The sequence below is a fragment of the Nocardia sp. CA-145437 genome (assembly GCF_050956485.1).
Classification (GTDB): domain Bacteria; phylum Actinomycetota; class Actinomycetes; order Mycobacteriales; family Mycobacteriaceae; genus Nocardia.
Genome location: NZ_CP191204.1, coordinates 1,037,119 through 1,061,331, shown reverse-complemented (window position 1 = coordinate 1,061,331; position 24,213 = coordinate 1,037,119). Strand labels below are relative to the sequence as shown.

The window sequence follows — 24,213 nt, the reverse complement described above, 5'->3', positions numbered from 1 at the left end:
GCTCGCTCAGCGCCGCCCCGCGCCGCGCTTGGCGTACTCCGCGAGCCCGGTGGCGGGCGCGGTGGGGGCCGTGAAATTCAGGGCGTGCCGGGCTCTTTCCGGATGCGCGACCACATGCCGGACATCGGTGGTCCGGCACTGCCCGGTCACCACCGGCGGCGGCCCGTCGACCGCCTTGGCCATGGTCGAGGCCACCTCCCACAGGGTCAGCGGCTGCCCCGAGGCGATATTCAAGGGCACGAACCCGGGCATCGGGCGCTCCACCGCGGCCACGGTCGCCAGCGCCGCGTCGCGCACGTGCATGAAATCCCGGACCTGCCCGCCGTCCTCGAACACTCGCGGCGGGCGGCCCGCCGCCAGTTCGGCCCGGAACCGTGCCACCACACCGGTTTCCGCGGACCGCACCCGCCGCCCGTCGGCCACCGCGTCGCCGTAGAGATTGTGGTAGCGCAGCACCGCGGCATTGCCCCCGGTATTGGCCACCCACGCCAAGGCGTAATGCTCCTGCGCGACTTTGCTTGCCGCGTAAGCGCTCCGGGGCCGCAGCGGGGCGTCCTCCCCCATCGGCTCCCAGGTCAGCACCTCCCCCGAACGCGGTGCACGATGATCGAACAGCCCCCGGTCCACATCCCCCCGCCGCCGCAGGCCCGGATAGAACGGCCCGCTGCGCAATCCTCGATACCGGCCCTCGCCGTACACCGCGACCGAGGACCCGAGCACCAGCCGCGGCACGCCCTCCCGTTCCATGGCAGCCAGCAGCACGGCGGTGCCGACGTCATTGTGCGCGGCGTAGAGCGCGGCCCAACGCATCCCTTCCGTCCCCGGCCGCTCGGTGCCGCCCCGCCCCGAGCCGACCGGGGCACGCACACACGGCCCGGCCCCATGCCCGGAATCGTCGCGCCCACGCTGCCCGTCCCCGGCCACCCGCCGGGAATGCCGAATATCCTGCGGAGCAGCAGGATTGGAGGGATCCCCGCGTACCGGCTCGATCGCGCCGCGCACATGCGGCAGCGGTACCGCCGTCGCGAGATGACAGACCGCGTCCACCTCGGCCAACAGGGTTTCGAGCGCACCCTGATCACGGATGTCGATGCGCGAGACATTCTCCGGAACAACGGGATTCGGACCGTGCACGGTCTCGAGCAGGGCGTCGATGGCGATGACCTCGTGCCCCGCGGCCAGCAGGGCGCGATGGACATGGGAGCCCAGGTAACCGGCCGCCCCGGTCACCAGGACACGCAGGGGGTCACGACCGCCCGCCTTCATGAATCCAGCGTAGGGCATGGCCGAACGTAACCCGAAGGCCTATCGATGGATAGACGGTGCGGGGCAGCTGAACGCCACCCGCGGATGCCGCCCCGAGCAGGTGCAATGACGCACCACGGGGTACAACGAAGTACCCCGGCCGCTCGGGCGGCGATCACGCGTGACCGGCCGCTACGGCCGGGACCGCATCAGGGCAGCTCGAACGGGAGCTGCACGCCGGTGCCGGTCAGCACGCGGCACTTGTCGCAGGTGTCGTCGCCCTCGACGGCGGCGACGGCGCGGCGCACCATGGCCTTGAACGGCACCAGGTTGCGCTCGAACTCGGCGAACACGTCGGCGGCGCTGACGCCCTCGCCGGACTCCAGCCCGGCATCCAGATCGGTGACCAGAGCGATTGCGGAGTAGCACATTTCGAGTTCACGGGCGAGCACGGCCTCCGGGTGCCCGGTCATATTGACCAGCTCCCAGCCCTGCCCGGCGAACCAGCGGCTCTCGGCGCGGGTGGAGAAACGCGGGCCCTCCACCACGACCATGGTGCCGTGGTCGTGCGCGGGCAGGTCGTCGCCGATCGAGGCGATGGCGGCGTCGCGCAGTTCGTCGCAGTACGGGTCGGCGAAGGACACGTGCACGCCGCCGGCGTCGTAGAAGGTCTGGGCGCGGCCGGAGGTGCGGTCCACCAGCTGATCCGGCACGGCGATGGTGCCCGGACCCCAGTCGGCGCGCAGGCTGCCGACCGCACAGGGGCCGAAGATGCGGCGCACGCCCAGGGTGCGTAGCGCCCACATATTGGCGCGGTAGGGCACGGTGTGCGGCGAGAACTCGTGCTTGCGGCCGTGCCGGGGCAGGAACGCCACCGAGCGTCCCTCCACCTGACCGATGGTGATGGGCGCGCTGGGCGCGCCGTAGGGGGTCTCGATCTCGACCGTCGTCGCGTCATCGCCGAAGAAGTCGTAGAAGCCGCTGCCTCCGATGATGGCGAGCGTTGCCCGTGCGTCCGAACTCATGCCCCGATTCTTGCGTACGCGGCCGTGAGTGGTGGTAGCAGGGCGAAGCATGTACCCTAGGGGGGTATTTCCCCCGGGAGTGAGGACAGCGCAGGTGACCAACGACAAGATCGCGACCCAGGACGCCGCCGGGCACGACACCGCCGAGTCCTGCCACGACACCGCCTCGCACGGCTACATCACCGCCAAGGACGACTACCTCAAGCGCCTGCGCCGCATCGAAGGCCAGGCCCGCGGCTTGCAGCGCATGGTCGAGGAGGAAAAGTACTGCATCGACATCCTCACCCAGGTGTCGGCCATGACCAAGGCGCTCCAGGCGGTCGCCATGGGGCTGCTCGAGGATCACATCAGCCACTGCGTGGTCGACGCGGCCGTCGCGGGCGGTCCCGAGGCCGAGGCCAAGATCAAGGAAGCCACCGACGCCATCGCGCGCCTCGTGCGGAGCTAGCACCTCTCAGGGGCTTCGCCTGAAACCCCTTCACGCCGCCGACTCCGTGGGCAACCCGCCGCGCTACACCGCGGGTCCGCCTGACGGAGACCGCGGCAGCCGCTCGTGTCAGCAGGCCGCGGTGCCGCCGGGGTAGGCGCCCAGGGACGTCGGAAGGGCCCAGCGGTCGGGGCCCGACTGCCAGCCCGCGGCGACGCGGCGGGAGCCGCGGCGCGTGGGGGCGCTGTCCTTGCGGGTGTTGTCCTTGCGATCCCGGGTGGTGCGGATGGAGTCGCAGGGCTGGTTGTCGGCGAGCGTCACGGCGATCTCGAGATCGGCGTAGAGGATGCCCTCCTCGCCCTCCGCCAGGGGGGCCACCACTTCGCCGCCGTCGGCGCCGTAGATGCGGGCACATCCGGTGGGGCCGCCATTGTGGCGCTGCGCGGTGCCCACGCCGCCGAACGCGGCGTCCCCGATCACGGCGGTAGGGGCGATCACGTACGCGCCGACCTCGAGCGCGTACATGCGGCTGAGCGTGGTGCTCGACTCCGGTCCGACCGCGTCGCCGTCGGGGCTGCCGGGCCAGGCGGCCACGTGGATCTGCTCCTCGTCGGCGCGCAGCGCGCGGGTGAGCAGTGGCCGCTGGTTCTCCTGACCGGACAACGCGCCGTACTTGCCGATCGGCGTGTGGTGCACCGCGGGCAGATTCGGAGTTCCGGAGGCGAATATCTTGCGTTCCACGCTGTTCAGACCGGCTTTGCGGCGGACCGACAGCAACTGCCCGGAATCATCGATCACGGCCTGCGACATATAGATTCGCCGCTCCTGGCGTTCACCGAATCCGAGTACGACATGAATGTCGTGCGCGGCGGCGGCAGCGGTGATCGCGCGCATTTCCGCACCGTCCCGCGTCATCGAATTCTCGCGGCATCTGGTCGAGTATTCGACATTCCACTGATTGGTATCGATCCAGCGCCACCACGGATAACCCGGGAGAAACGCCTCCGGGAATGCGACCAGCCGCGCCCCCTGTACCGCTGCCGCCCGGATCAGTTCGACGACCTGATCGACGCCGTCGGAGAGCCGCAGCCAGCTGGGTTCGGCCTGGACGGCGGCAACTCGCACCGTAGTCCTCATCGCTTTTCCCTCATGCAAGAGGAGCCTTGCCAAGTTATAGCGATCGAACAATGGCGACGAGTGCCGAATGACCGACTGATCATGCCAGGGTGCGGAATGCCCCCGGAGTTGTGCCCATTTCCAAACGGAAGCTTCGATAGAAGCTACGCTCCGTGAGGAATCCCGCCGCTTTCGCCACCGCCGAAAGCGGCAACTGTGGTGCATTTCTCAACAGGTCGCAAGCGCGTTCGATGCGCATGCGGCGCAACACCGTTCCCGGTCCGCCCTCGAACTCACCGAACACTCGATACAACGTACGCCGAGACATTCTGCAGCCCTCCGCGATTCGATCCACTCCGAGATCGGGATCGGCGCAGTGGTCGCGCATGTAGTTCAGGACCCGTTGCCGATTGAGCGCGTCCGCCGACTGGTCACGCGGCGCGCGGCCGGACGCGGCGATCGCGGCGGCGGCCAGCAGATCCATTCCGGGCGCGGACAATAGCGCGGCGCTATCGGGATCGGTGTGCTGCAATTCGGCCAGCCCGCGAAAGAAACTGCCCACGATTCCAGGCGCGGTGTTTGCCGAAAATACTGTGGCAGTGGGCAATTCGAGATTGTCGATGCCGTAGCGCTCGCGTAGTCGACTGAGCGGGACCTGCACCACGACTTGTTCGAACCGCTCCGGCGCGTCCCAGCGGTAGGGACGGGTGCTGTCGTAGAACACGATTCCGCCCGGACCGACATCGGCGACGCGATCGTCCTGGCACAAGCGCGCGGTGCCGACGGTCGGAATACTGGCGAGGAGATATTCGTCGGCACTGCGGCCGATGAGTCCGCCGGTGCGGCGAATGACTTGCGGTGTCGATCCGATTACCGACACATCCATCTCGCCGTAGCTCGCGGATTCGATATAACCTACAAAGCGACCACTCGGTATAGGTTCAACCGCCAGCGGTACGTAGGCGGCACTCACCTGCGCCTCCCAGCGCTCGAATGCCTCCGTCGACGTCTGTTCCTGGCCGGACCGAACCTCGATCCGGTTGACCGGTGGTAACCCTTCCACTCCCCATCCCTCGATGACAATGGCGGCCACGTGTACGGCCGAATACTGGGGAGAGTGTGTCAGATCGGACGAATTCCGGCCAATGGGCCGAACTGGTACGAACCAGTAACCGGTGCGGACCGGTTATCGAATCAGGCGGCGGACTCGAAGCTCAGATCGAGTTCCAGATCGGCATACAGCAAACCCTGTTCGTGCCCGCCCAGAGGCGACGCCAGTTCCTCACCGCCCGGTGCGAAGATCCGCGCGTGCCCGCCCGGCCCCGGCACCAGCTGCTTGGCCGGCTCCGCGCCGCGGCGGCTCTCACTGCCGGCCACGTCCATCACCGAGCACGCCGCGATCACGTTCAGCTGACCGACTACCGCGTACCAGAGCGTGGCCGCGTTGTTCACCCGCACGCCCCAGTCCACGTCCCGCGCCACGATGAAGCCCGGCCAGGACACCACGTGGATCTGCGCCCCGGTGCGCTCCAACTCCCGCCGCGCGGGCAGATGCAACTGCTCGGAGCCGCCCTGCACCGCGATGCGGCCGATGCCGGTGCGGAAGACCTGCGACTCGCCGGGCTCGCCGGAGCGGAAGATCTGGTGCTCCAAAGGCGTCAGCTCGGGCTTGCGGCGGACTCCGAGCAGTACCCCTCGGTCGTCGATCAGACACTGGGACATGTACAGCGCGCTGCCACAGCGTTCGCTGAAGCCGAGCAGCACGTGGATGCGATGCCGGCGCGCGGCGTCGGCGAGGCGCCGGAACTCGTTGCGCCCCACCGTCATCGAATTGGTGCGATAGCGCGCGAAGAAGCCCTCGCCCCAGCTCACCGATTCCAGCCACAGCCACCACGGGTAGCCGGGAAGGAAGGTCTCCGGGAAGGCCACCAGCTGTGCACCACCCGCGGCCGCGTCCTCGATCAGCCCGATGGCCTGCCCGACTCCGGCGGGCAGATCCAGCCATCGCGGCTCAGCTTGGACAGCCGCGACTCGCACCTTCGTGGGCACCTCGGCTCCTTCGACGGATCGGATGATGTGCAATCACCCTTCGCCGAACGCCAGCCGGTCACAGCGACATACCGTGCCGAGCTACCGACAGCGCGTGCCTGCGTCCAATTGCGACCGGAATTGTCCCGGCGTCACGCCGGTTTCCTGCCTGAATGCCCGGTAAAAGTGCCGATCCGTGGCGAAACCGGACGCCGCGGCAATCGCCGAGAGCGGCCGGGTCGGGTCGGCTCGTAACAGCCGGCGGGCGTGCTCGACCCGCATCTGCCGCACCAGCGCGGCCGGGCCGCCGATCTCCTCGCAGACCCGGTAGAGGGTGCGCCGCGAGACCAGGCAGGCGTGCGCCACCTCGTCGACGGTCAGGTCCGGATCGGTGTACCGCTTCCGCAGCACCGCGAGCACCTGCTGGCGGGTGAAGACCGAATCGGCGGGCCCGGGCGAGGAGTGCCCGTTGGCCAGCAGCAACGCCGACGAGAGCATCGAGGTGACCTGCGACTCGAGCACGTCCGCCGCACGGCCGGTCTCCGCCGCGCCGAGCCGGGCCATACCCCGGAAGAAGTCGGCCACCACACCCATGGCCCCGGTGGCGGGCAGCGCCTTCGCGATGGGCAACTCCTCGCGCACCAGGCCGGCGTGGTCGAGCACCGCGTCCATGGGCGCGCGCACGATGGTGGACACCGCGTTCTCGGTGGTCCGGCTCTCGATCGGGCGGGCACTGTCGTAGAAGGCGATGGTCCCGGCCCCGCCCTCGGTGATCCGGCCGCTCTGATCGGTCCAGTTCGAGCCATCGACCACGATGTTCACCAGCAGGAAGTCCCCGGCGGCCTGTTCGAGCTGACGCTTGGTGCGCACCACCCGCTGGGCGCTCGAGGTCATCAGTGTGAGGCTGGACCGATCGAACTGGGTGTAGCGGAGTTTGCCGTGCCAGGGCCCGGCGCCGATCGGTTCGACGATCGAGGGCAGCACGGCATCGGCGACGAGGGCCTCCCACTGCTCGAAGGCCTGCCGCGCGGAAACCTCTGAGGTCGTACGGACTTCGGCGCTGGCCGTGGAAGCGATACCCACACGTGCATCATTCCACTAGCGGCCGCCGGGAGAATGGGAATGAAGCTGACTGATCCGACAAAACAGACCAATCAGCCCGATTGCTCCGTGAACTCGCCGACCCGGTCACCGGCGGCTCGAGGCGGCGACCGGGCGGCGCGTCCCCAGTATGCCGCGCCGACGCGGCCCTGTGACTGCCCAGCCGTGCCAGTTCACTGCCCATTCAGGTCAGCTGTGAAACGCCCCCTGATCAGGCATGATTTGTCCGGAATTCGCCAGGGGTCATACCGGTTTCGCGTCTGAAGGCCCGATAGAACTGCCGCTCGGACACGAAGCCCGCCGACCGCGCCACCGACAGCAGCGGCCGCGTCGGATCGGTGCGGATCAACGACAGCGCCCGCTCCACCCGCATCCGGCGCAACATGGCCGCCACCCCGTCTCCCCCCTGCTCGAACAGGCGGTACAGGGTGCGCCGCGACACCGAACACGCGCCCGCCACCTGATCGATGGTCAGCTCCGGATCGGCGTAATTCCGCTGAATGAACGCCAGCGCACGCTGTTTGGCCAGCGCGTGCGCGGGCTCGTCGCGCGGCAGGTCGCCCGCGGCCAGCTGCACCACCGAGGCCAGTAGGCCCGTACCGTGTTTGGCCAGCACCGCGGCCTGTTCCGGTGCGGTGTACTGCAATTGCGCGATGCCGCAGAAGAAGCGGCCCACGATCCCGGCCGCGCCCTCGGGCGGGAACCGCACCGCGGTCGGCATCCGGTCCGCCGGCACCCCCGACGCGCAGACCACCTCGGCCAGCGGCACCTGTACCGCCACCACACCCCAGGACTGCTCGAAATGCGCACTGAAGGGCCGGGAACTGACGTGCAGGGTCAGTCCGCCGTCGGCCAGCTCCCCCACTCGCCCATCCTGCTCGAGCCAGCCGTGGCCGTGCGTGGTGATGCTGGCGAACAGCACCGGTTCCTCGGGATCGTGGATGAGTTGCGGTATTCGGCTCAGATGCTGCCCGCTGGCGGTCACCATCGACACGTCGATGCCGTCGAATCGCGATTGCACGATGCGCGCCCGGAATTCCCCCGACCGCACCGGTGTCACCACCAGCGGAACGTAGGCGGCCGCGACCACGGCCTCCCATTCCTCGAAAGTCTCCTGCTGCGAAACCTCCGGCGTGGAGCGAACCTCCATCACCGAGGGCTCGACGCCGCCCCTCATTGCCCGATTCTCGCATCCCGCGCCCACCCCGATCCCCGAATTCCCTTAACAACATCCAACTTTCACCCAACCGTCCGAATTGGCGCATTGCCCGCAACTCGCACAGCGAATCTTCATCCCGGACTTGCACTTTCATCGGCGCGCCCGATCCGCAATCGCGCGCGCGGCATCACACCCGCGACCTCGGCGGAGGCGTGGTCGCGGGTGCGGAAGAGCGGGGTGGGGACGGAGGATTCGAACGACGCGCCGGGCGGGCGGCACGCCGGAAAGGGGGGTCAGTCCCCGCAGCAGCCCTCAGGGTCGCCGGCACCGCCCGCAGGACCGGGAACGGTGCGAACCTCGCGGGTCTGGATATTGCGGGCCGCCAGATCCGCGTCGGCCGGATAGTCGACGGCGATCAGTGACAGCCCGTGGGCCGGGGCCACGGTCACCGCGCTGGCGCGTTCGCGCTCGTTCAGCAGTCCGGCGATCCAGTCGGGCGTACGGCGGCCCTCACCGACGGCCAGCACGCCGCCGACCAGACTGCGGACCATGGACCAGCAGAACGCGTCCGCACTGACATACGCGGTCAGCAGGTCGCCCTCCGCGACCCAGTCGAAGCGCTGCAGTTCGCGAATCGTGGTCGCGCCCTCGCGGCGGCGGCAGAAGGCCGCGAAATCGTGCAGGCCCAACAGGTTTCGGGAGGCCTCGCGCATGGCCTCGAGATCCGGGCCGGGACGGCAGGGCACCACGCCGCGGGCCTGCAGCGGCTCGGCGCCGTAGGGCGCGGTGGTCAGGCGGTAGGCGTAGTGCCTGCGGATCGCCGAGAAGCGGGCGTCGAAGTCCGGCGGGGCGATCCGAGCCTGCTTGACCCGTACGTCCTTGGGCAGGAAACGGGCCAGCCGGTGCACCAGCTTGGGGCCGTCCACCTCGGTGTGGGTATCGAAGTGCGCGACTTGGCCTTCCGCGTGCACCCCGGCGTCGGTGCGCCCGGCCACGGTGAGCTGGATGGGTTCACGCTGCACCTTGGACAGCGCGTCCTCCAGCACGCCCTGCACGGTGCGCAGGCCGGGCTGACGGGCCCAGCCGGTGAAATCGGTGCCGTCGTAACTGATGTCCAGCCGTACCCGAATCGAAATGGGTTCGGGCGTCGGATCCTCCACGGTCACAGCGATCTCCTGGTTAACATGGAGAAAGCCCGCCGACCCGGAGGGGACGGCGGGCTCACTCATGGGATGTCCACCTTCGGGGTTTCAGGGCAGCCCCGGAAACCCCCGGTTGGTCCGAAGGACCCGGAGTATTACTCCGCAGCCTTGTCCTCGGCAGCCTCGGCGGCCGGAGCCTCAGCCTCGGCAGCCTCGTCGGCCTTGGCCTCGGCCGGAGCCTCGGTGGCCTTCTGCGAAGCGGCGACACGACGGGCACGATCGGCCTCGTTGGTCACGGTCTTCTCGCGGACCAGCTCGATGATCGCCATCGGAGCGTTGTCACCCTTGCGGGGGATGGTCTTGATGATGCGGGTGTAGCCACCGTCGCGGCCCTCGAACGAGGGACCGATCTCGGCGAAGAGGGCGTGGACGATGTCCTTGCTACGGATCACCTTCATGACCTCGCGACGGTCGGCCAGGGTGCCGCCCTTCGCCTTGGTCACGAGCTTCTCGGCGTAGGGGCGCAGCGCCTTGGCCTTGGCCTCGGTGGTCGTGATACGACCGTGTTCGAAGAGCGCCGTCGCCAGGTTGGCGAAGATCGCCTTCTGGTGCGACGCCGACCCGCCGAAGCGGGCACCCTTCTTGGGCTTGGGCATGGTTGGAATCTCCTGTGTCTAAGGCAGATCCGGGGCGCTGGCCCCGAGCCGCCTAAAGCTGTTCGGTCTCGGCGTAGTCCTGCTCGCCGCTGTCGGTGTCGCTGAACGAGCCGCTGTCGCTCCAGGTGCCGCTCGCCGCGTCGTAGCCGACGACGGAGGACGGATCGAAGGAAGCCGGGGAGTCCTTGAGGGACAGGCCGAGCGAGTGCAGCTTGACCTTGACCTCGTCGATGGACTTCTGACCGAAGTTGCGGATGTCCAGCAGGTCCGACTCGGTGCGGGCGACCAGCTCGCCGACGGTGTGCACGCCCTCACGCTTGAGGCAGTTGTACGACCGAACGGTGAGATCCAGGTCCTCGATCGGCAGGCCGAACGAGGCGATGTGGTCCGCCTCGGCCGGGCTCGGGCCGATCTCGATGCCCTCGGCCTCGATGTTCAGCTCGCGCGCGAGACCGAACAGCTCGACCAGGGTCTTGCCCGCCGACGCCAGCGCATCCCGCGCGGAGATCGAGTTCTTGGTCTCGACATCCAGGATGAGCCGGTCGAAGTCGGTGCGCTGCTCGACACGGGTAGCCTCGACCTTGTACGTCACCTTGAGAACCGGCGAGTAGATCGAGTCCACCGGAATCCGGCCGATTTCCGCACCCGACGCCTTGTTCTGCACGGCCGGGACGTAGCCGCGACCGCGCTCGACCACGAGCTCGATCTCCAGCTTGCCCTTGTCGTTCAGGGTGGCGATGTGCATGTCCGGGTTGTGCACGGTCACGCCCGCCGGGGGGACGATGTCACCGGCGGTGACGGTGCCCGGGCCCTGCTTGCGCACGTACATGGTGACCGGCTCGTCCTCTTCGGACGACACGACCAGGCCCTTGAGGTTCAGGATGATGTCGGTGACATCTTCCTTCACACCGGGGACGGTGGTGAACTCGTGCAGCACGCCGTCGATGCGGATGCTGGTGACCGCGGCACCCGGGATGCTCGAGAGCAGGGTGCGGCGCAGCGAGTTGCCGAGGGTGTAACCGAAACCCGGCTCCAGCGGTTCGATGGTGAACCGCGACCGGTTCTCGGACACGACCTCTTCGGTCAGCGTCGGTCGCTGTGAAATCAGCATTTCTTCCTCCTTCGGACGCCCACTATTTGACGCCCACTCTGTGGGAGCTGTTGCGGCCCTGAGGGACCCAGGGCCACAACCAGCGGCACGCTTACGCGCACCTATTACTTCGAGTAGAACTCGACGATCAGCTGTTCCTGCAGCGGAACATCGATCTGCGCACGCTCGGGGAGCTGGTGCACCAGAATCCGCAGACGGCCGGGAACGACCTGCAGCCAGCCCGGGATCGGACGGTCGCCGACGGTCTCACGCGCCACCTGGAAGGGGTACATGGCCAGCGACTTCGCCTTGACATCGATGATGTCGTACTGCGAGACCTGGAAGCTCGGCACGTCGACCTTCACACCGTTGACGGTGAAGTGGCCGTGCGAGACCAGCTGGCGGGCGCCACGACGGGTACGGGCCAGACCGGCGCGGTACACGACGTTGTCCAGACGGGACTCAAGCAGACGCAGCAGGTTGTCGCCGGTCTTGCCCTTCTGGCGGTTCGCCTCTTCGTAGTACTTGCGGAACTGCTTCTCCATGACGCCGTACGAGAAGCGAGCCTTCTGCTTCTCCTGCAGCTGCATGAGGTACTCGGACTCCTTGATCCGCGCGCGGCCGTGCTGGCCGGGCGGGTAAGGACGACGCTCGAACGCCTGGTCGCCTCCGACGAGGTCGACACGCAGACGACGCGACTTGCGGGTGATAGGGCCGGTATAACGAGCCATTTTTCTACTCTTCCTTTCCCGCTAGACGCGACGCCGCTTGGGCGGACGGCAGCCGTTGTGCGGCTGCGGAGTGACATCGGAGATCGTGCCGACCTCCAGGCCGGCGGCCTGGAGGGAACGGATCGCGGTCTCGCGGCCCGAACCCGGGCCCTTCACGAAGACGTCGACCTTCTTGACACCGTTCTCCTGCGCCTTGCGGGCAGCGTTCTCGGCGGCGAGCTGAGCGGCGAACGGGGTCGACTTACGCGAGCCCTTGAAACCGACGTGGCCGGAGGACGCCCAGGAGATGACGTTGCCCTCGGGGTCGGTGATGGACACGATCGTGTTGTTGAACGTGCTCTTGATGTGAGCGTGGCCGTGCGGGATGTTCTTCTTATCCCGGCGACGCGCTTTCTGAGTCTTCTTCGGGCCCGAGGCCCGGCTCTTCGGAGGCATGCGCTATCCCTACTTCTTCTTGCCGGCGACGGTCTTCTTCGGACCCTTGCGCGTGCGGGCGTTGGTCTTGGTCCGCTGGCCACGCACGGGCAGGCCACGGCGGTGGCGGATGCCCTGGTAGCAGCCGATCTCGATCTTGCGACGGATGTCGGCCTGCACCTCGCGGCGCAGGTCACCCTCGACCTTGAAGTCCTGCGCTTCGATGAAGTCGCGGAGCTTGGTCAGGTCGTCGTCGCTGAGGTCCTTCGACCGCAGGTCCGGGCTGACGCCCGTCTCCGCGAGGATCTCCTTGGCGCGGGTACGGCCGATGCCGAAGATGTAGGTCAGCGCGATCTCCATGCGCTTTTCGCGCGGGAGGTCGACGCCCATCAGACGTGCCATGGTTGGCGTTTCCTTACTTTTGCGGAGGTCTGCTCCCTGGCCGTCCCCTCGTAAGTGGGGCCCCGGCCTCCGTACCGGGGGTAGGCCGCCATCCGTCCCCTGACGGGACTCGGCGACGGCGACTGGCGCTGGGAGTGCTTCTTATTGCCAATCCGAACTGCGTTCGGTGCTTGGCGGAGATCAGCCCTGACGCTGCTTGTGGCGCAGGTTCTCGCAGATCACCATGACCCGACCGTGACGGCGGATCACCTTGCACTTCTCGCAGATCGGCTTGACGGACGGCTGAACCTTCACGTCAGATCCAATCTGGGTTGGTGTTCACTGGCCGTGAACACAGTTTTTCCCCGGTCAGTTCGACCGGGGAAACCCGGGACATATCGTCCCGGAAGTCTTGATGCGCTCCCGCGAGGAGCGACTCACTTGTAGCGGTAGACGATGCGGCCGCGGGTCAAGTCGTAGGGCGAGAGCTCCACGACGACGCGGTCCTCGGGCAGGATGCGGATGTAGTGCTGCCGCATCTTGCCGCTGATGTGGGCCAGAACCTTGTGCCCGTTCTCCAGCTCGATCCGGAACATCGCATTGGGCAACGGCTCGATAACCCGGCCCTCGACCTCGATGGCCCCTTCCTTCTTCGCCATATCCTCCGCGATCCCGGTTAGGCTGAACCTGGTTGGTTCAAGCTCATTACGGCAGGTCGACCATGAGTTTCGCAGGCGCACCGATGGATTGCTGGTGCACTGTGGCCAACCCGGTGACATACTCACTGGAGGCGGCACGAAGACATGCCACAGCCACTATGTAAGTCACCAGCGACCTACTTTACCCGTCGCCCCAGATCCGGCCAAATACGGGTGCCGTGACGTGCCCCTCCCCGGTCACGCGGGCTATGCCCCGGCCGCGGGCGGCCGGTACACGCCGGGCACGCAGTCGCCGGGAATCGCTAAACTACGCCGTGTCCTGCACGATAGATCGAGGCACCCGGGGGTAGATGTGAGTCGCGAGAACGACGGACTCCCGATGCTCCCGCCCTGGCTCTCCGAGAGCGACGTCACCGACACCGGATACGAAGCCCCCGTCGAGAACCTCCCCCAGGACGACCTCATCCCCGAGGAGAAGGGCGGCCGCCGCCTCTTCGGCCGCCGCAAGCCCCGCAAGGATTCGGCCCCCGAACCCGCAGCGCCACTCCCCCGAACCCCCGGACCCGCGGCCGCTCCCCCGGCCGGTCCCGCCGAGCCGCGCACCCAGCAGCCGACTCCGCCCACCCCGATGCCGACCCGCGACCCCGGCACCCACTTCAGCCTCCCCCAGAACGGCGGGCAGCCCAACGGCGCCCAGCCGACCCCGCCGACCTCCCCCTCCGGCCGCCACCCCATCGGCCAGCACCCGGCCGCCCAGCACCCCAACGGCCAGGCTCCTTCTAATCAGCCTCCCAACGGCCACTCATCCGGACCGAACGGCCAGGCGCCTTTCACGCCCCCACCCGCCGCTCAGACCCCGCCCCAGCCCAACAGCCAGGCACCATTCACACAGCCTCCCGCCGCTCAGTCGCCGCAGTCGTCTCAACCCAACGGCCGACCGCCCATCGGCCAAGCACCGCACGCTCCCCAGCCCACTGGCCAATCGCCCTTCACACAGCCGCCCGCCGGCCAGACGCCTCAGTCGCAGCCCAACGGCCCGACACCCGTCGGCCAGGCACCGCAGTCTCCCCAGACCACTGGCCAGGCACCATTCACACAGCCGCCCGCCGAACGAACGCAGGCCGCGAACTCCGCCGGCCAGTCGCCATTTACGCAGCCGCCGGTCGGCCAGACCCCGCTCGCCGAGCCGCCCAACGGGCAGGGCGCAGCCCAGGGGGCAGGTCAGGGCGCCGGGCGACCCGCGAATAGCCAAGGCGCGGAATCGGTTTCACCGAACAGCCAGCCCATCACACCCGGCAGCCCGGACGGTCAGGGCTTCGACGGTTCCCCGGCTCCCGGCCAGCCGCCGAGACTCACCGGCGACCCCACTCAACCGCCCGTCGCGCCCGAACCCGCTCAGCCCGGTCCGTCTTCGGGTCCGCTGACGCCCCCGCAGGGCCCGCGGTTCTCCGCGCCTCCGACGCCTCCCGCGGCGGCCGCCCCGGCAACGCCGATCGGTGCGCAGCCCGCAGGCGCGTCCCTCGCGGGCACGCCGACTGCGGGAAACCCGGACGCGGCCTCCCCCGCCCGTCCCCCGGCGGATCCGACCACGCGGATGCCACTGCCGCCGTCTCCGAGCGAAATGGCCTCAGCAGCAAGTGATCCCGCGGTTCGTGCCGCGCGACCGCCGCTGCCCCCGGCTCCCGGTGAGCTGTCCGACGGCGGCCCGGAGGCAGATCCGCTCGCGGCCGATCCGGCCGAGGTCACCACGAAGATGTCGCAGCCGCCGCTGCCGCCGGCTCCGGGCGATCTGGACGCGACCGGTTCCGGCGTCATCGCGCCCGCCGATCCGACGACTCGCCGGCCGCTCCCGCCTGCCCCTGAATCGAATACCGCCGCAAGCGAACCGGAGCCCGTCCCGGCTCCGGGCACGCCGAAGCCGACCTCGGCCGATCGCCCGGGCACCGGCAATGGCGTTCCTCCCGTACCGAATACGACGGCCGCTGCGCACGACCTGCTCGACGCGGAATTGGCCGAGCTGGGCGCCGGCGAGACCTCGGACCCGGACGCGGACTTCGATCAGGCGATGACGCCGGGCCGCCACCGCGCGGTGGAGGGCACGCCGCCTGCCGATGCGCGCGTCGACATTCCGCCCGCGCCGCCCGGTCTTTCCGTACCGGCGTCGGGCCCGCTGCCGCAGGTCCCGGGTGGCCCGCAGCAGTCCGGCGACGCCGGTCAACGGCTGCCACCGCCGCCGGGACCGTTCCCTGGCGCGCAGCACATGCCGCCCGCGCCGGGTCCCTTCCCCGGTGCTCAGGGCCTGCCACTCGCTCCGGGCACTCCCGGCGCTCAGAGCCTGCCGCCCGCCTCGACTTCCGGCGTTCCTCCGATGCCGCCGAACCACGGCTTCCCACCCGGACCCGTTCCGCCGCAGTTGAATCCATGGGCCAACGGCCCCCAGACCGAGGCCGGGCCGCATTCGACCGACCCCACCGCGCACGATTCCGATATCCCGGGCATCTCTCCGGGGTTCCCTGCCGGGCACAACGTCGTGCCACCGGCAGCCTGGGCACCGGACGGCCACCCCTCGATGCCCGGGCAACGCCCCTCGGCGGACGGTCCGGAAACGGCGGAGGCCGAGGACCCGGACGTGAATCCTTGGGCGAACGCACCGCTGTCCGAGGCCGCGGCGGCTGGGCTGAGTGGTCGGCATCCGGTCACCGCGGCGCAGCCCGATTCCGGGATGCCGACTCCGCCGCGGGGTTTCCCGGCGGGGCCGCTCGCGTCCCAGTCGGCTCCGCAGGGTCCCGATGGCGTTGGGGTTGATGCGAACCCGTGGTCGAATGCCGCGATCTCCGAGGCTGCGGCCGCCGGCTTCGACGGCCCGCGGACTGACGGAATGGTTCCGCCCGGCACGGGTATGCCGGGCGACGGCGCTCCCGCGCAGCCGCAGTGGGGTCCGGGAGCCGATGGCCCGCAGGGTGGGCAGATGCCTTGGACCGCACCCGGGCCGGAGCAGGGCTACCCGGGTGGGCCCGGCCCGTCCGCAGCGCCTGGCGTTCCGGGGCAGCCCGGTCCCGGTTTCCCGGGGCAGCCCGGTCCGGACGCGCCCGTCTGGGGTGACATGAACGCGCAGCCGGGTGGCCACCTGCCCGGGCAGTACGGGATGAGTTCTGTGCAGCCCGGATTCGGCGCGCCCGGTCAGTACGGCGCTCCGGCCCAAGCCGGTCCCCCGCAGGGCACTCGGGGCCCGGCCGGGTTTGCCGGTGGTCCCGCCCCGTCGCTCGATGATGTTCCGTTGCGCCGGGCGAAGAAGGCTCCGGGTTCGGGGTGGCGGCGGGCTGTGCACCATATGTCCGGTGGCGCGATCAATCCCGGCATGTCGGCGGAGGAGCGCCGCCTGCAGGAGTTGGTGGCGCGGATCCGGCAGCCGGTGCGTGGGGACTATCGGATCGCGGTGCTGTCGTTGAAGGGCGGCGTCGGGAAGACGACGACCACGATGGGTCTGGGTTCGATCTTCTCGTCGATTCGCGGGGACCGGGTGATCGCGGTGGACGCGAATCCGGACTTCGGGACGCTGTCGCAGCGGGTGCCGTTGCAGACCCGGTCGACGGTGCGGGATCTGTTGCTGGACGAGCACATTCAGCGGTATTCGGATGTGCGCCGGCATACCTCGCAGGGCAGCAGCCGCTTGGAGGTGCTGGCCAGTGAGCGGGATCCGGCGGCGTCGGAGGCGTTCAGCGAGGAGGAGTACCGCGCGGTGGCGCGGATCCTGCAGCGCTTCTACAACATCATTCTGACCGACTGCGGTACCGGCCTGATGCACTCGGCGATGGCGGGCGTCCTGGATCTGGCGCATTCGCTGGTGCTGATCTCGTCGTCGGCGATCGACGGCGCGCGCAGTGCGGCGGCGACGCTGGATTGGCTGTCGCTGCACGGTCACGACCATCTGGTCCGCAATGCGGTGGTGGTGATCAACCTGCCCCGCCCGGGCGCCCCGAATGTCGGGATCAATCAGTTGCGCGACTACTTCCTGTCGCGTTGCCGCGCGGTCCACATCATCCCGTACGACGCTCACCTGGGTGAGGGCGCCGAGATCGATCTGCATCGCCTGAGCAAGCCCGTCAAGCGCGCTTATGTGGAGCTGGCGGCCACGGTCGCCGATGATTTCGGCGCCGACCACCGGCACTATCGGGGCTGACCAGGGACCGCTTCCGAAGCGCTTCGGCGGCAGGGCGTTCGACCCCGCGGTGACGGGGCCGCGGGCGGGTGGCTGCGCATGACACGGCTTCGAACGGGTGCTAGTTTGTGGCTCGATCGCGCTGCCGCCCTGTCCGGCGAATTCCTCGCGGCCGACCCCGAGAACTCGGAGTACACCTGGATGCGTAATGTCCGCGGCCTGTCCGCCGCACCCTGCCCGCTCGCGCCGAACCCGGCGGATCTCCGATGAAGGCGCTGCTGCCCGACGATCCGCGCTGGATCGGCCCGCACCACATGATCGCGGTGGTCGGCACGGGTGAGCTGGGCCGGGTGCTCCTGGGTCGGACGCCGACCGGAAAGCTTGTGGCGGTCAAGCGGATTCACCGCGCGCAGACGGTGGACATGGAGTTCCGGGCCCGCCTGCAGCGGGAGCTGGAGACCGGCAAGCAGCTCACCGGTTCCTGGTTCACGCCGGTGGTGGACAGTGACGCCGATGCCGAACGCCCGTGGCTGGCCACCGAGTATCTGCCCGCGCCGGACCTGGCGACGGTGATCGCGGGCTGTGGCCCGCTGCCGGTGCCGGGACTGCGCATGCTGGCGACGGGGCTGGCGTCCGCGCTGCTGGAGGTGCACCGCGCGGTTCTGGTGCACCGGAATCTGAAGCCCGGCAATGTGCTGCTGACCATCGAGGGCCCGCGCCTGGTGGATTTCGGCATCACGCGCGCCCGCGAGGACGGTTCGGCCACCGCCGACGCTCCCGCGTATCTGGCGCCCGAGCAGGCCGAGGGCCAGCCGGTGACCTCCGCGGTCGACATCTACGCCGTGGGCATGCTGCTGGTGCTGGCCGCGACCGGATCCATGTCGGCGACACCGGATCTGCAGGCGGTCCCGCATGCCCTGCGCAAGCTGGTCGAGTCCTGCCTGTCGGCCGATCCGGCGCATCGCCCGTCGGCGCGGCAGCTGCTGGAGCAGGCGGAGCGCATTCCCGGGGAGTCGGCCTGGCCGCAGCCGGTGCTGGATTTCCTGGAGGCGCACCGCACCGACGCCGAGTGGTGGGCGTCGAGTGGTGAGCAGGAGACCCGTTACCGGGATCAGCTGGCGCGCTTGGCGGATCGCCGCCGCCGCACCGTCGGCTGGGCGGCGGCGGCCGTGACCGGCGTCGTGGTGGTGGGCGGTACGGTGATCGGCTTGGTCCGCGCCTCCGATACCGAGGGGCACGCGCAGGCGCGCACGGATTCGTCGCTGGATCTGACGGCCGCCGAACTGCGACTGCTGGACACCTGCGCGGTCCTGGACAAGGCGCTGCCCGGCAAGTTGGGCACCCGCACCGGCGATCCGGAGGCCCAGCCCGGCGGCTGCGCAACCACGGTGCTCGACGCGTCGCAGCGAAAGGTCCACTACACCCTCGACATTCCCGATGCCGCGATCGGCGTGGACCAGTTGAAGCCGACCACGCACACCGCGAGCTGGGGCACGGTCCTCAGCGCGGGCGCGGCCGACAACACGTGCGACACGGTCCTGGTCGCCAAGTCGGCCGGTGATGTCCCGTTGCGCATGTCGGCCGAGCAGCTGGATCCCGCGGCCCAGCCGGGTTCCGCCTGCACCGCCGCCGAGCAGGCGCTGGCGGCCGTGGCCGAGCAGCTGACCGAGGTGGTCCCCCAGCGTAAGGCCGCCGCGACGTCGGTCCTGCGCGTGGACCCGTGTTCCCTGCTGCAGGACAGCACGATTCACGACATCACCGGTGAGGTCACCGACCGTCAGCATTCGCCGCACGGGTGCGCGGTGGTCGGCCCCAATGGCTGGGTGCGCGTCGACCTGGTCGACCAGTCCCGCCCCGATCAGGGCGACTGGGCCTACGAGGCCGTGCAGACCGGCGACTACACCACCTATGTGATCGGCGCCCGCACCCCGAACGACTGCAATATCGCCTACCTGGTGCGCCCGACGGACAAGGGCAATGCCGAGCAGCTGAAGTTGCAGGTGTCGGATCAGTCGGCCACTCCGGACGCGTGCGGCAAGGCCGCGAAACTCCTCGCCGACGCGGTCTCGAAGCTGCCGAAGTAGCCGCGCGCTACAGGTATTGCGCCTTGGCGAGCAGCGCGTACTGCGCGGCCGCGCGTTGCTGGGCGTCCATGAGCTGGGCCCCGGCGACGCGCGCGACGTAGCGGTCGTAGTGCAGGGTGCAGACGTAGCGGTCGGTGGCGTTCCAGGCCTGGGAGAAGCTGGTGCGGTTGGGGCTGGGGTTCTCGGCGCAGGTCGCCCCGGGCACGCCGGGCGGCGCGTCGGTCGCGCCCTGGATGAGCCCGTTGATGCCCGTCCACAGGCTCGCTGCGGCTTTCGCGTCGCGGGCGCGGAACAGCAACGCGCCCTTGACGGTCGTGGCGGTCAGGTCGACGCCGTTGTCGTCCAGCAGGGGCTTCCACGGCCCCTGGTTGTCGACGGTGTGCAGGTAGCCACGCGCCGTGCGCACGGCTTCGTCCTGTCCGGGGCGCGGATAGTCGGCGGGGTGCAGGGTCCGCCGCAGCATGCCCTCGGGGTCGTAGTCGAGGTAGAGGATCTCGCGCGCGGTCAGCGGGGGCGTCTTGTCGAGCAGCGGCAGCTGGGCGTCGATGATCTTCGTGGCCAGTGCTTTCAGCCCGTCGATCTCCGCTGTGGGGGTCCGGACGGAGACATTGATCGCGTACCGGCCGCGGGACAACGTAGTCGACATGGTCGGAATCCCGGGTCTCCAGTGGCCTTTCGCGGCCGGATACCTGTCCAGGCTGACCGGGACGTTATCGGCGGCCGCGACGGCGAAGTCGGCGGAATCGATGCCCTCGGCGGCCGCCCGCGCCTGCTGTTCGTCGGGGAACTGCATCACCGTCACGTTGAAAGTCGTCGCGGCGGGGTCGTTCTCCCAACCTTCGAAGGGACTCGAATTGCCCGAACTGTGGTCGATGTAGAGGATTTCGAGGCGGGAGCGGTCGCTGACCGTGGTCGAATAGGCCAGCATCAGGTGATTGTCGTCGAGCACCGGCCTGGCGGCCTTCGCGATCACGAACCCGGTCTCGGGCCGGGACAGCGCCGTGTAGCTGAAGCTCGGGTCGACGTCCGCGCCGCTCACCACGGCATCGCCGAGCCGTGCGACTGCGATGGCGCTGCCGTCACGGGACGAGTGATCGTAGGAAGCGCGGAAGTCCAGGGGCGTGGTCGGGTAGTTGCCGATGGCCAGGTTTCGGATGTCGATCTCGCCCGCAGCGGGAGACCCGGAGACTGTGCCCCCGCACCCGGCGAGTACGAGGCTGAAACTGACAGCGGTAGCGGCGAATACGGCCCTACGCCGATTGATCTTGTTCACGACTACCCCTATTTGTCGTTGGCGAGAATGGCGTACTGCGCCGAGATCCGCTGATACACGTCCTGCGGCTGCTGCGACCACGCCTCGGCCGCGTACCGCCCGTAGGCGACCATGCAGCGGTACGGGAACTGGAACGCGACCGGTCCCTGGTACTTGACGCAGCGAGCGTCGGGCAGCCCCTGCGGGGAGTCGATCCGATGCCAGACGCGGCCAACGGATTCCACGCCGACGAACCCCTCGGCCGCGGCGGCGTCACGGGTGCGGACCAGCCGCCCGGCGCCGAATCCCATGTAGTCCACGCCGAACTTGTCGAACAGCGCGCGTCCCTCGTTCGGGTCGTCCTCCCGGTGCAACGCCGCGTCCCGGCTCAGGGTGCCTTGGAGCGCGAAGGCCGTCTGATCACCGTCGGGACGGATCAGGGTCAGCTCGAGGATGCCCTGCGGATCGAGCGGCAGGTTGGCGAGCTGGTCCACCGGAGTCGGCCGGAAATCCTTCAGCCGTTCCACGGTCACGCCGATCGCCTTGTCCGCCAGAGCGAGCATCACGTTCGGATCGGAGATCTTCAGCTCGACGTTCTCGTGGTGGTTGACCACATCCCCGATCACGTACCGGCCGGTCGCGTACCACGACGAGAGCGCCTGGAACTGCGGGATCCACACCACGCGCGCGCTCGGATACACCGTCGACTGCAACGGATCCGGATTGGTGATGGTGTCGAAGCGCATGCCCGACAGCGCGGTGGCCGCGGCGGTCGCGGCGGCGTCGCTCTCGAAGATCATCACCGAGTGCCGCAGTGTGTACCCGAGGTTCTTGGTGTCGGCGTTGGAGGCCGCCGCGGTTCCGAATCCGGCGATCAGTCCCGGGGTGCTCGCGGTGAAGGCGTCGTTGTCGAAGGACGCGAAAGGCGAACTGCTGCCGAAGGCCTTCACGTCGATGAAGGCGTGCACCCCACCCAGATTGTGGGTCAGCGCCGGATCGATCTGCTGCGGCAACGGCACAGCGTCCGCGAGGCGCATGGCTTCCATATTGCGGCTCATGCGGGCCGGGTCCTTGGGGACCAGTTGCTGGGGTTTGGTGGCATAACTGCCGGTGTCGAGCTTGGCCAGGTCGACGGTCGCGGAGGCGGGCGCCGGGTCGGACCCGCATCCCCCCGTGGCCAGTGCCGTAATCGCCACCAGCGCAGCGGCTATCGCACGAACTTGTAGCTTGTCCACAACTCCCCTTGTGGTCGAACTCAATGATCGTGCCAACCGTATAACGGAAACGCAAAGATGGCGGTCCGGGCCACCCTCGGGCCCGGACCGCGCATCGGTCCAGCTGTTACCAGGCCGGCAGCCGGCGACGCCCGGCGAGAACATCTCGCACGAGATCGTCGTAGGCGTCCGACAATTCGGCTAAATGGTGCCAAGCGCCGTGCAGCATTTCATCATTGGCGTCAAGGGTCATCAACGCGTGATGCGCTCTCACTGATGCGTCCGCGAGCCGGTCGATGACCGATCCGACTGTTTCGGTGTGCAGGGTCGCACCCAGGCGATGCTGGGGCACCGAGCGCACGATCCAATCGTCTATGGCCATGACCAATTCGATTCGGCGACGCTTGTTTTCGATGATCGAGGTCGGATCGGTTTCCGGACCGACTCCACCGCGCCCGACCACTCGCCGCTCGTGCAGTACCGCGAGATCGTGGGCGAACCACAGCAGGGGTCCGCCGATGACCCGGTGACCGCGACAAGCGCGCAAGAGTAGGTCGGAGGTCGGCAATAGGCCGGAAGCCAGTGGCTGCGCCTCCAAGTCCACATAGGAACAGGACACGTCGGGCAATGCCACAACGACCGTGTTTGATGTCTCCGAACCTGCCACGTTGCCTCGCGTTCGACGTATAACAACACCGCATTCAGGACGTTCATTACAATAAACCTCAGAATGCTCCTGTCAAGCCTTACACGGCAGTAGAACTACCGGAGTAGACTTCCAACCCTTGAAGCAACAACCGAGGAGCGAGATGGCAGACGGTCCGAGATACCAACGGATCGCAGACCTCCTCCGCGAGGAGATCCGCGCCGGCAAGTGGGAACCGGGCGATCGACTACCGAGTCACAATGAGTTGGCCGATCAGATGCAGGTCTCGATTACGACGGCTCGCAATGCGATTCAACTCCTGGTTGCCGAGAATTTGGTCTATACCGCGACTTCCCGGGGCACCATCGTGCGCAGCCAGGAGGTCCTGGAATCCGTTGTGACCAACCATATTCGGCCTGATCGGCCGCGTGCGGCGCACGACATCTTCTCGGAGATCGCGCGCGCCGCCGGTCGTGAGCCGTCCAAACAGTTCAGCGCGAGAATGGAACCGGCCAGTCAGGAGGTCGCGCACTGGCTGGGCGTGGCGCGCGACGAATGGGTGGTTTCGCGAACTATCATGCAGTATCTGGACAACGAACCGTGGTCATGGGAGGTCAGCTTCTATCCGCGAGATCTGGCCGAGGCCACCGGAATCGACGCGCCGCACGATATCCCCGAGGGGACGACGCGGCGCCTCGCCGACCGCGGTTACGCCGAGACGGCGCACCGCGACACGGTCGTTTCCCGCCCCGCCACGGCCGAGGAAGCGGCTTTATTGGGCATCGGTCCAGGCACCATTCTTCTCGATCATTTACGCATCGGGGCCAATCATGATCGCGTCACTCGAGTGACCCGTCATCGTTCCACTGCGGCCCGCAACCGATTGGCATACGAATTGGGCGATGACGAAGGAACGGACATTATTCGTAAAACTCTGGGTGCGCCCTTTCCGACCGGTAATTCCCATTCCTTCGGTAATTCCCTGCTACCCGGTTCGCCATGAAACCGCACCTGCGTCGGGCCCGCGTCGCGGATCTGGGGACCATCACCAGGTTCCGGTTGCAGCGCACCAGTTGGCTGGCAGCGCGCGGCAGTGACCAGTGGACGCGGGCCGGACGCGGTCTCCCCATCGAGACCTTCGTCCGGTCCGTGGCCCACGCGGTCCGGCGCGGTGAAACCTGGATAGCGGAGGTGGACGGCGAACCCGCCGGGACCATCACCGTCAACGACCGCGCCGACGAGAACCTCTGGTCCCCTGGCGAATTGGCCGACGCCGTGATCATCCACTACATGATCGTCGATCTCCGCTTCGCCGGAATCCGCGTCGGCGAGGCGCTGCTGGCGCACGCCGCGCTCCTGGCCCGCCGCCAGCACCGCGGCTGGGTCCGCCTGGACGCCTGGACCACCAATCAGGGTCTGCACGCCTACTACCGGCGCGCGGGCTTCCGCCTCGCGCGCATCGCGGGCCCCGAGGCGACCGGCCCGTCCCGGGCCCTGTTCGAACGCCCGACCTCGGCCTGGTCTCACGACCTGGTTCGCCCGACCCTCACCCTGGCCGCCGGCGAAACCACCCGTTTCACCATCGATCCCGTCTCGGCCCCCACCTGGACCCTCACCCAGCACCCCTTCGTCCGCCCGCACCCGGGCGTGACCGCCGAGCCGGGCTCGGCGGCCACCACCTGAG

At 68.6% G+C, this 24,213-nt stretch carries 23 protein-coding genes; 5 read left to right on the top strand and 18 right to left on the bottom strand.

Features of this window, described 5'->3' with window-relative positions:
- Nucleotides 1-6 precede the first annotated feature (6 nt).
- Together ACQPYY_RS04635 and ACQPYY_RS04630 are read right to left on the bottom strand one after the other, a co-directional pair.
- Nucleotides 7-1,266: an NAD-dependent epimerase/dehydratase family protein gene (locus tag ACQPYY_RS04635; protein ID WP_433592860.1), complete on the bottom strand. Its 1,260-nt coding sequence runs from the start codon at nt 1,264-1,266 to the stop codon at nt 7-9.
- Nucleotides 1,267-1,454: 188 nt separating this feature from the next.
- Nucleotides 1,455-2,270, bottom strand: a complete 816-nt coding sequence (locus ACQPYY_RS04630) for an S-methyl-5'-thioadenosine phosphorylase (RefSeq protein WP_433592859.1) — start codon at nt 2,268-2,270, stop codon at nt 1,455-1,457.
- Between the two features lie 94 nt (nt 2,271-2,364).
- Between ACQPYY_RS04630 and ACQPYY_RS04625 the strand changes: the two genes are divergently transcribed.
- A complete protein-coding gene (locus ACQPYY_RS04625) occupies nt 2,365-2,718 on the top strand; it encodes a metal-sensitive transcriptional regulator (RefSeq protein ID WP_379105240.1) in 354 nt (117 codons plus the stop codon).
- Between the two features lie 108 nt (nt 2,719-2,826).
- On the opposite strand, the gene ACQPYY_RS04620 is transcribed toward ACQPYY_RS04625, so the two are convergent.
- From ACQPYY_RS04620 to infA, 13 genes are all read right to left on the bottom strand, one after another.
- Entirely contained in the window at nt 2,827-3,834 is a 1,008-nt protein-coding gene (locus tag ACQPYY_RS04620; protein ID WP_379105238.1) for a nitrilase-related carbon-nitrogen hydrolase, read from the bottom strand.
- Nucleotides 3,835-3,913: 79 nt separating this feature from the next.
- On the bottom strand, nt 3,914-4,906 hold the full coding sequence (locus ACQPYY_RS04615) for an AraC family transcriptional regulator (protein WP_379105236.1): 993 nt from the start codon (nt 4,904-4,906) through the stop codon (nt 3,914-3,916).
- A 101-nt stretch (nt 4,907-5,007) separates the two neighbouring features.
- Entirely contained in the window at nt 5,008-5,862 is an 855-nt protein-coding gene (locus ACQPYY_RS04610; protein WP_433592858.1) for a nitrilase-related carbon-nitrogen hydrolase, read from the bottom strand.
- A gap of 81 nt (nt 5,863-5,943) precedes the next feature.
- Nucleotides 5,944-6,924: an AraC family transcriptional regulator gene (locus ACQPYY_RS04605; RefSeq protein WP_433592857.1), complete on the bottom strand. Its 981-nt coding sequence runs from the start codon at nt 6,922-6,924 to the stop codon at nt 5,944-5,946.
- 229 nt (nt 6,925-7,153) lie between these two features.
- The gene (locus ACQPYY_RS04600) at nt 7,154-8,119 is read right to left on the bottom strand and encodes a helix-turn-helix domain-containing protein (protein WP_379105230.1); all 966 of its coding nucleotides are present in this window, start codon (nt 8,117-8,119) and stop codon (nt 7,154-7,156) included.
- A 275-nt stretch (nt 8,120-8,394) separates the two neighbouring features.
- Nucleotides 8,395-9,330 (bottom strand): tRNA pseudouridine(38-40) synthase TruA, encoded by a 936-nt coding sequence (gene truA / locus ACQPYY_RS04595; protein WP_379105228.1) that lies wholly within the window; start codon nt 9,328-9,330, stop codon nt 8,395-8,397.
- Between the two features lie 68 nt (nt 9,331-9,398).
- A complete protein-coding gene (gene rplQ, locus ACQPYY_RS04590; RefSeq protein ID WP_379105226.1) occupies nt 9,399-9,899 on the bottom strand; it encodes a 50S ribosomal protein L17 in 501 nt (166 codons plus the stop codon).
- 52 nt (nt 9,900-9,951) lie between these two features.
- Nucleotides 9,952-11,010 carry a DNA-directed RNA polymerase subunit alpha gene (locus ACQPYY_RS04585; RefSeq protein ID WP_033085978.1) on the bottom strand — a complete coding sequence of 353 codons (1,059 nt, stop codon included), beginning with the start codon at nt 11,008-11,010 and terminating at the stop codon, nt 9,952-9,954.
- A 104-nt stretch (nt 11,011-11,114) separates the two neighbouring features.
- Nucleotides 11,115-11,720: a 30S ribosomal protein S4 gene (gene rpsD, locus ACQPYY_RS04580; RefSeq protein WP_357088930.1), complete on the bottom strand. Its 606-nt coding sequence runs from the start codon at nt 11,718-11,720 to the stop codon at nt 11,115-11,117.
- A 21-nt stretch (nt 11,721-11,741) separates the two neighbouring features.
- Nucleotides 11,742-12,155: a 30S ribosomal protein S11 gene (rpsK, locus tag ACQPYY_RS04575; protein WP_213557959.1), complete on the bottom strand. Its 414-nt coding sequence runs from the start codon at nt 12,153-12,155 to the stop codon at nt 11,742-11,744.
- A 9-nt stretch (nt 12,156-12,164) separates the two neighbouring features.
- On the bottom strand, nt 12,165-12,536 hold the full coding sequence (gene rpsM, locus ACQPYY_RS04570) for a 30S ribosomal protein S13 (RefSeq protein WP_326309472.1): 372 nt from the start codon (nt 12,534-12,536) through the stop codon (nt 12,165-12,167).
- Nucleotides 12,537-12,716: 180 nt separating this feature from the next.
- Nucleotides 12,717-12,830, bottom strand: a complete 114-nt coding sequence (gene rpmJ, locus ACQPYY_RS04565; RefSeq protein ID WP_033085975.1) for a 50S ribosomal protein L36 — start codon at nt 12,828-12,830, stop codon at nt 12,717-12,719.
- Between the two features lie 122 nt (nt 12,831-12,952).
- On the bottom strand, nt 12,953-13,174 hold the full coding sequence (gene infA / locus ACQPYY_RS04560) for a translation initiation factor IF-1 (RefSeq protein WP_040804562.1): 222 nt from the start codon (nt 13,172-13,174) through the stop codon (nt 12,953-12,955).
- A 2,722-nt stretch (nt 13,175-15,896) separates the two neighbouring features.
- Between infA and ACQPYY_RS04555 the strand changes: the two genes are divergently transcribed.
- Together ACQPYY_RS04555 and ACQPYY_RS04550 are read left to right on the top strand one after the other, a co-directional pair.
- Nucleotides 15,897-17,354: an AAA family ATPase gene (locus ACQPYY_RS04555; protein WP_433594566.1), complete on the top strand. Its 1,458-nt coding sequence runs from the start codon at nt 15,897-15,899 to the stop codon at nt 17,352-17,354.
- A gap of 245 nt (nt 17,355-17,599) precedes the next feature.
- Nucleotides 17,600-19,417, top strand: a complete 1,818-nt coding sequence (locus tag ACQPYY_RS04550; RefSeq protein ID WP_433592856.1) for a serine/threonine-protein kinase — start codon at nt 17,600-17,602, stop codon at nt 19,415-19,417.
- A 7-nt stretch (nt 19,418-19,424) separates the two neighbouring features.
- On the opposite strand, the gene ACQPYY_RS04545 is transcribed toward ACQPYY_RS04550, so the two are convergent.
- The 3 genes from ACQPYY_RS04545 to ACQPYY_RS04535 all read right to left on the bottom strand — a co-directional run bounded on the left by ACQPYY_RS04545 (nt 19,425) and on the right by ACQPYY_RS04535 (nt 22,517).
- Complete coding sequence (locus tag ACQPYY_RS04545) at nt 19,425-20,690, bottom strand: DUF7373 family lipoprotein (protein WP_433592855.1); 1,266 nt, start codon at nt 20,688-20,690, stop codon at nt 19,425-19,427.
- An 8-nt stretch (nt 20,691-20,698) separates the two neighbouring features.
- On the bottom strand, nt 20,699-21,865 hold the full coding sequence (locus ACQPYY_RS04540; protein ID WP_433592854.1) for a DUF7373 family lipoprotein: 1,167 nt from the start codon (nt 21,863-21,865) through the stop codon (nt 20,699-20,701).
- A gap of 145 nt (nt 21,866-22,010) precedes the next feature.
- Entirely contained in the window at nt 22,011-22,517 is a 507-nt protein-coding gene (locus ACQPYY_RS04535; protein WP_357282322.1) for a DUF4254 domain-containing protein, read from the bottom strand.
- A 151-nt stretch (nt 22,518-22,668) separates the two neighbouring features.
- Here ACQPYY_RS04535 and ACQPYY_RS04530 point away from each other — a divergent pair, with 151 nt between their 5' ends.
- Both ACQPYY_RS04530 and ACQPYY_RS04525 read left to right on the top strand, forming a co-directional pair.
- Complete coding sequence (locus tag ACQPYY_RS04530) at nt 22,669-23,532, top strand: GntR family transcriptional regulator (RefSeq protein WP_433592853.1); 864 nt, start codon at nt 22,669-22,671, stop codon at nt 23,530-23,532.
- The gene (locus ACQPYY_RS04525) at nt 23,529-24,212 is read left to right on the top strand and encodes a GNAT family N-acetyltransferase (protein ID WP_379105212.1); all 684 of its coding nucleotides are present in this window, start codon (nt 23,529-23,531) and stop codon (nt 24,210-24,212) included. Before ACQPYY_RS04530 ends, ACQPYY_RS04525 begins: the two co-directional genes overlap by 4 nt.
- Nucleotide 24,213 lies beyond the last annotated feature (1 nt).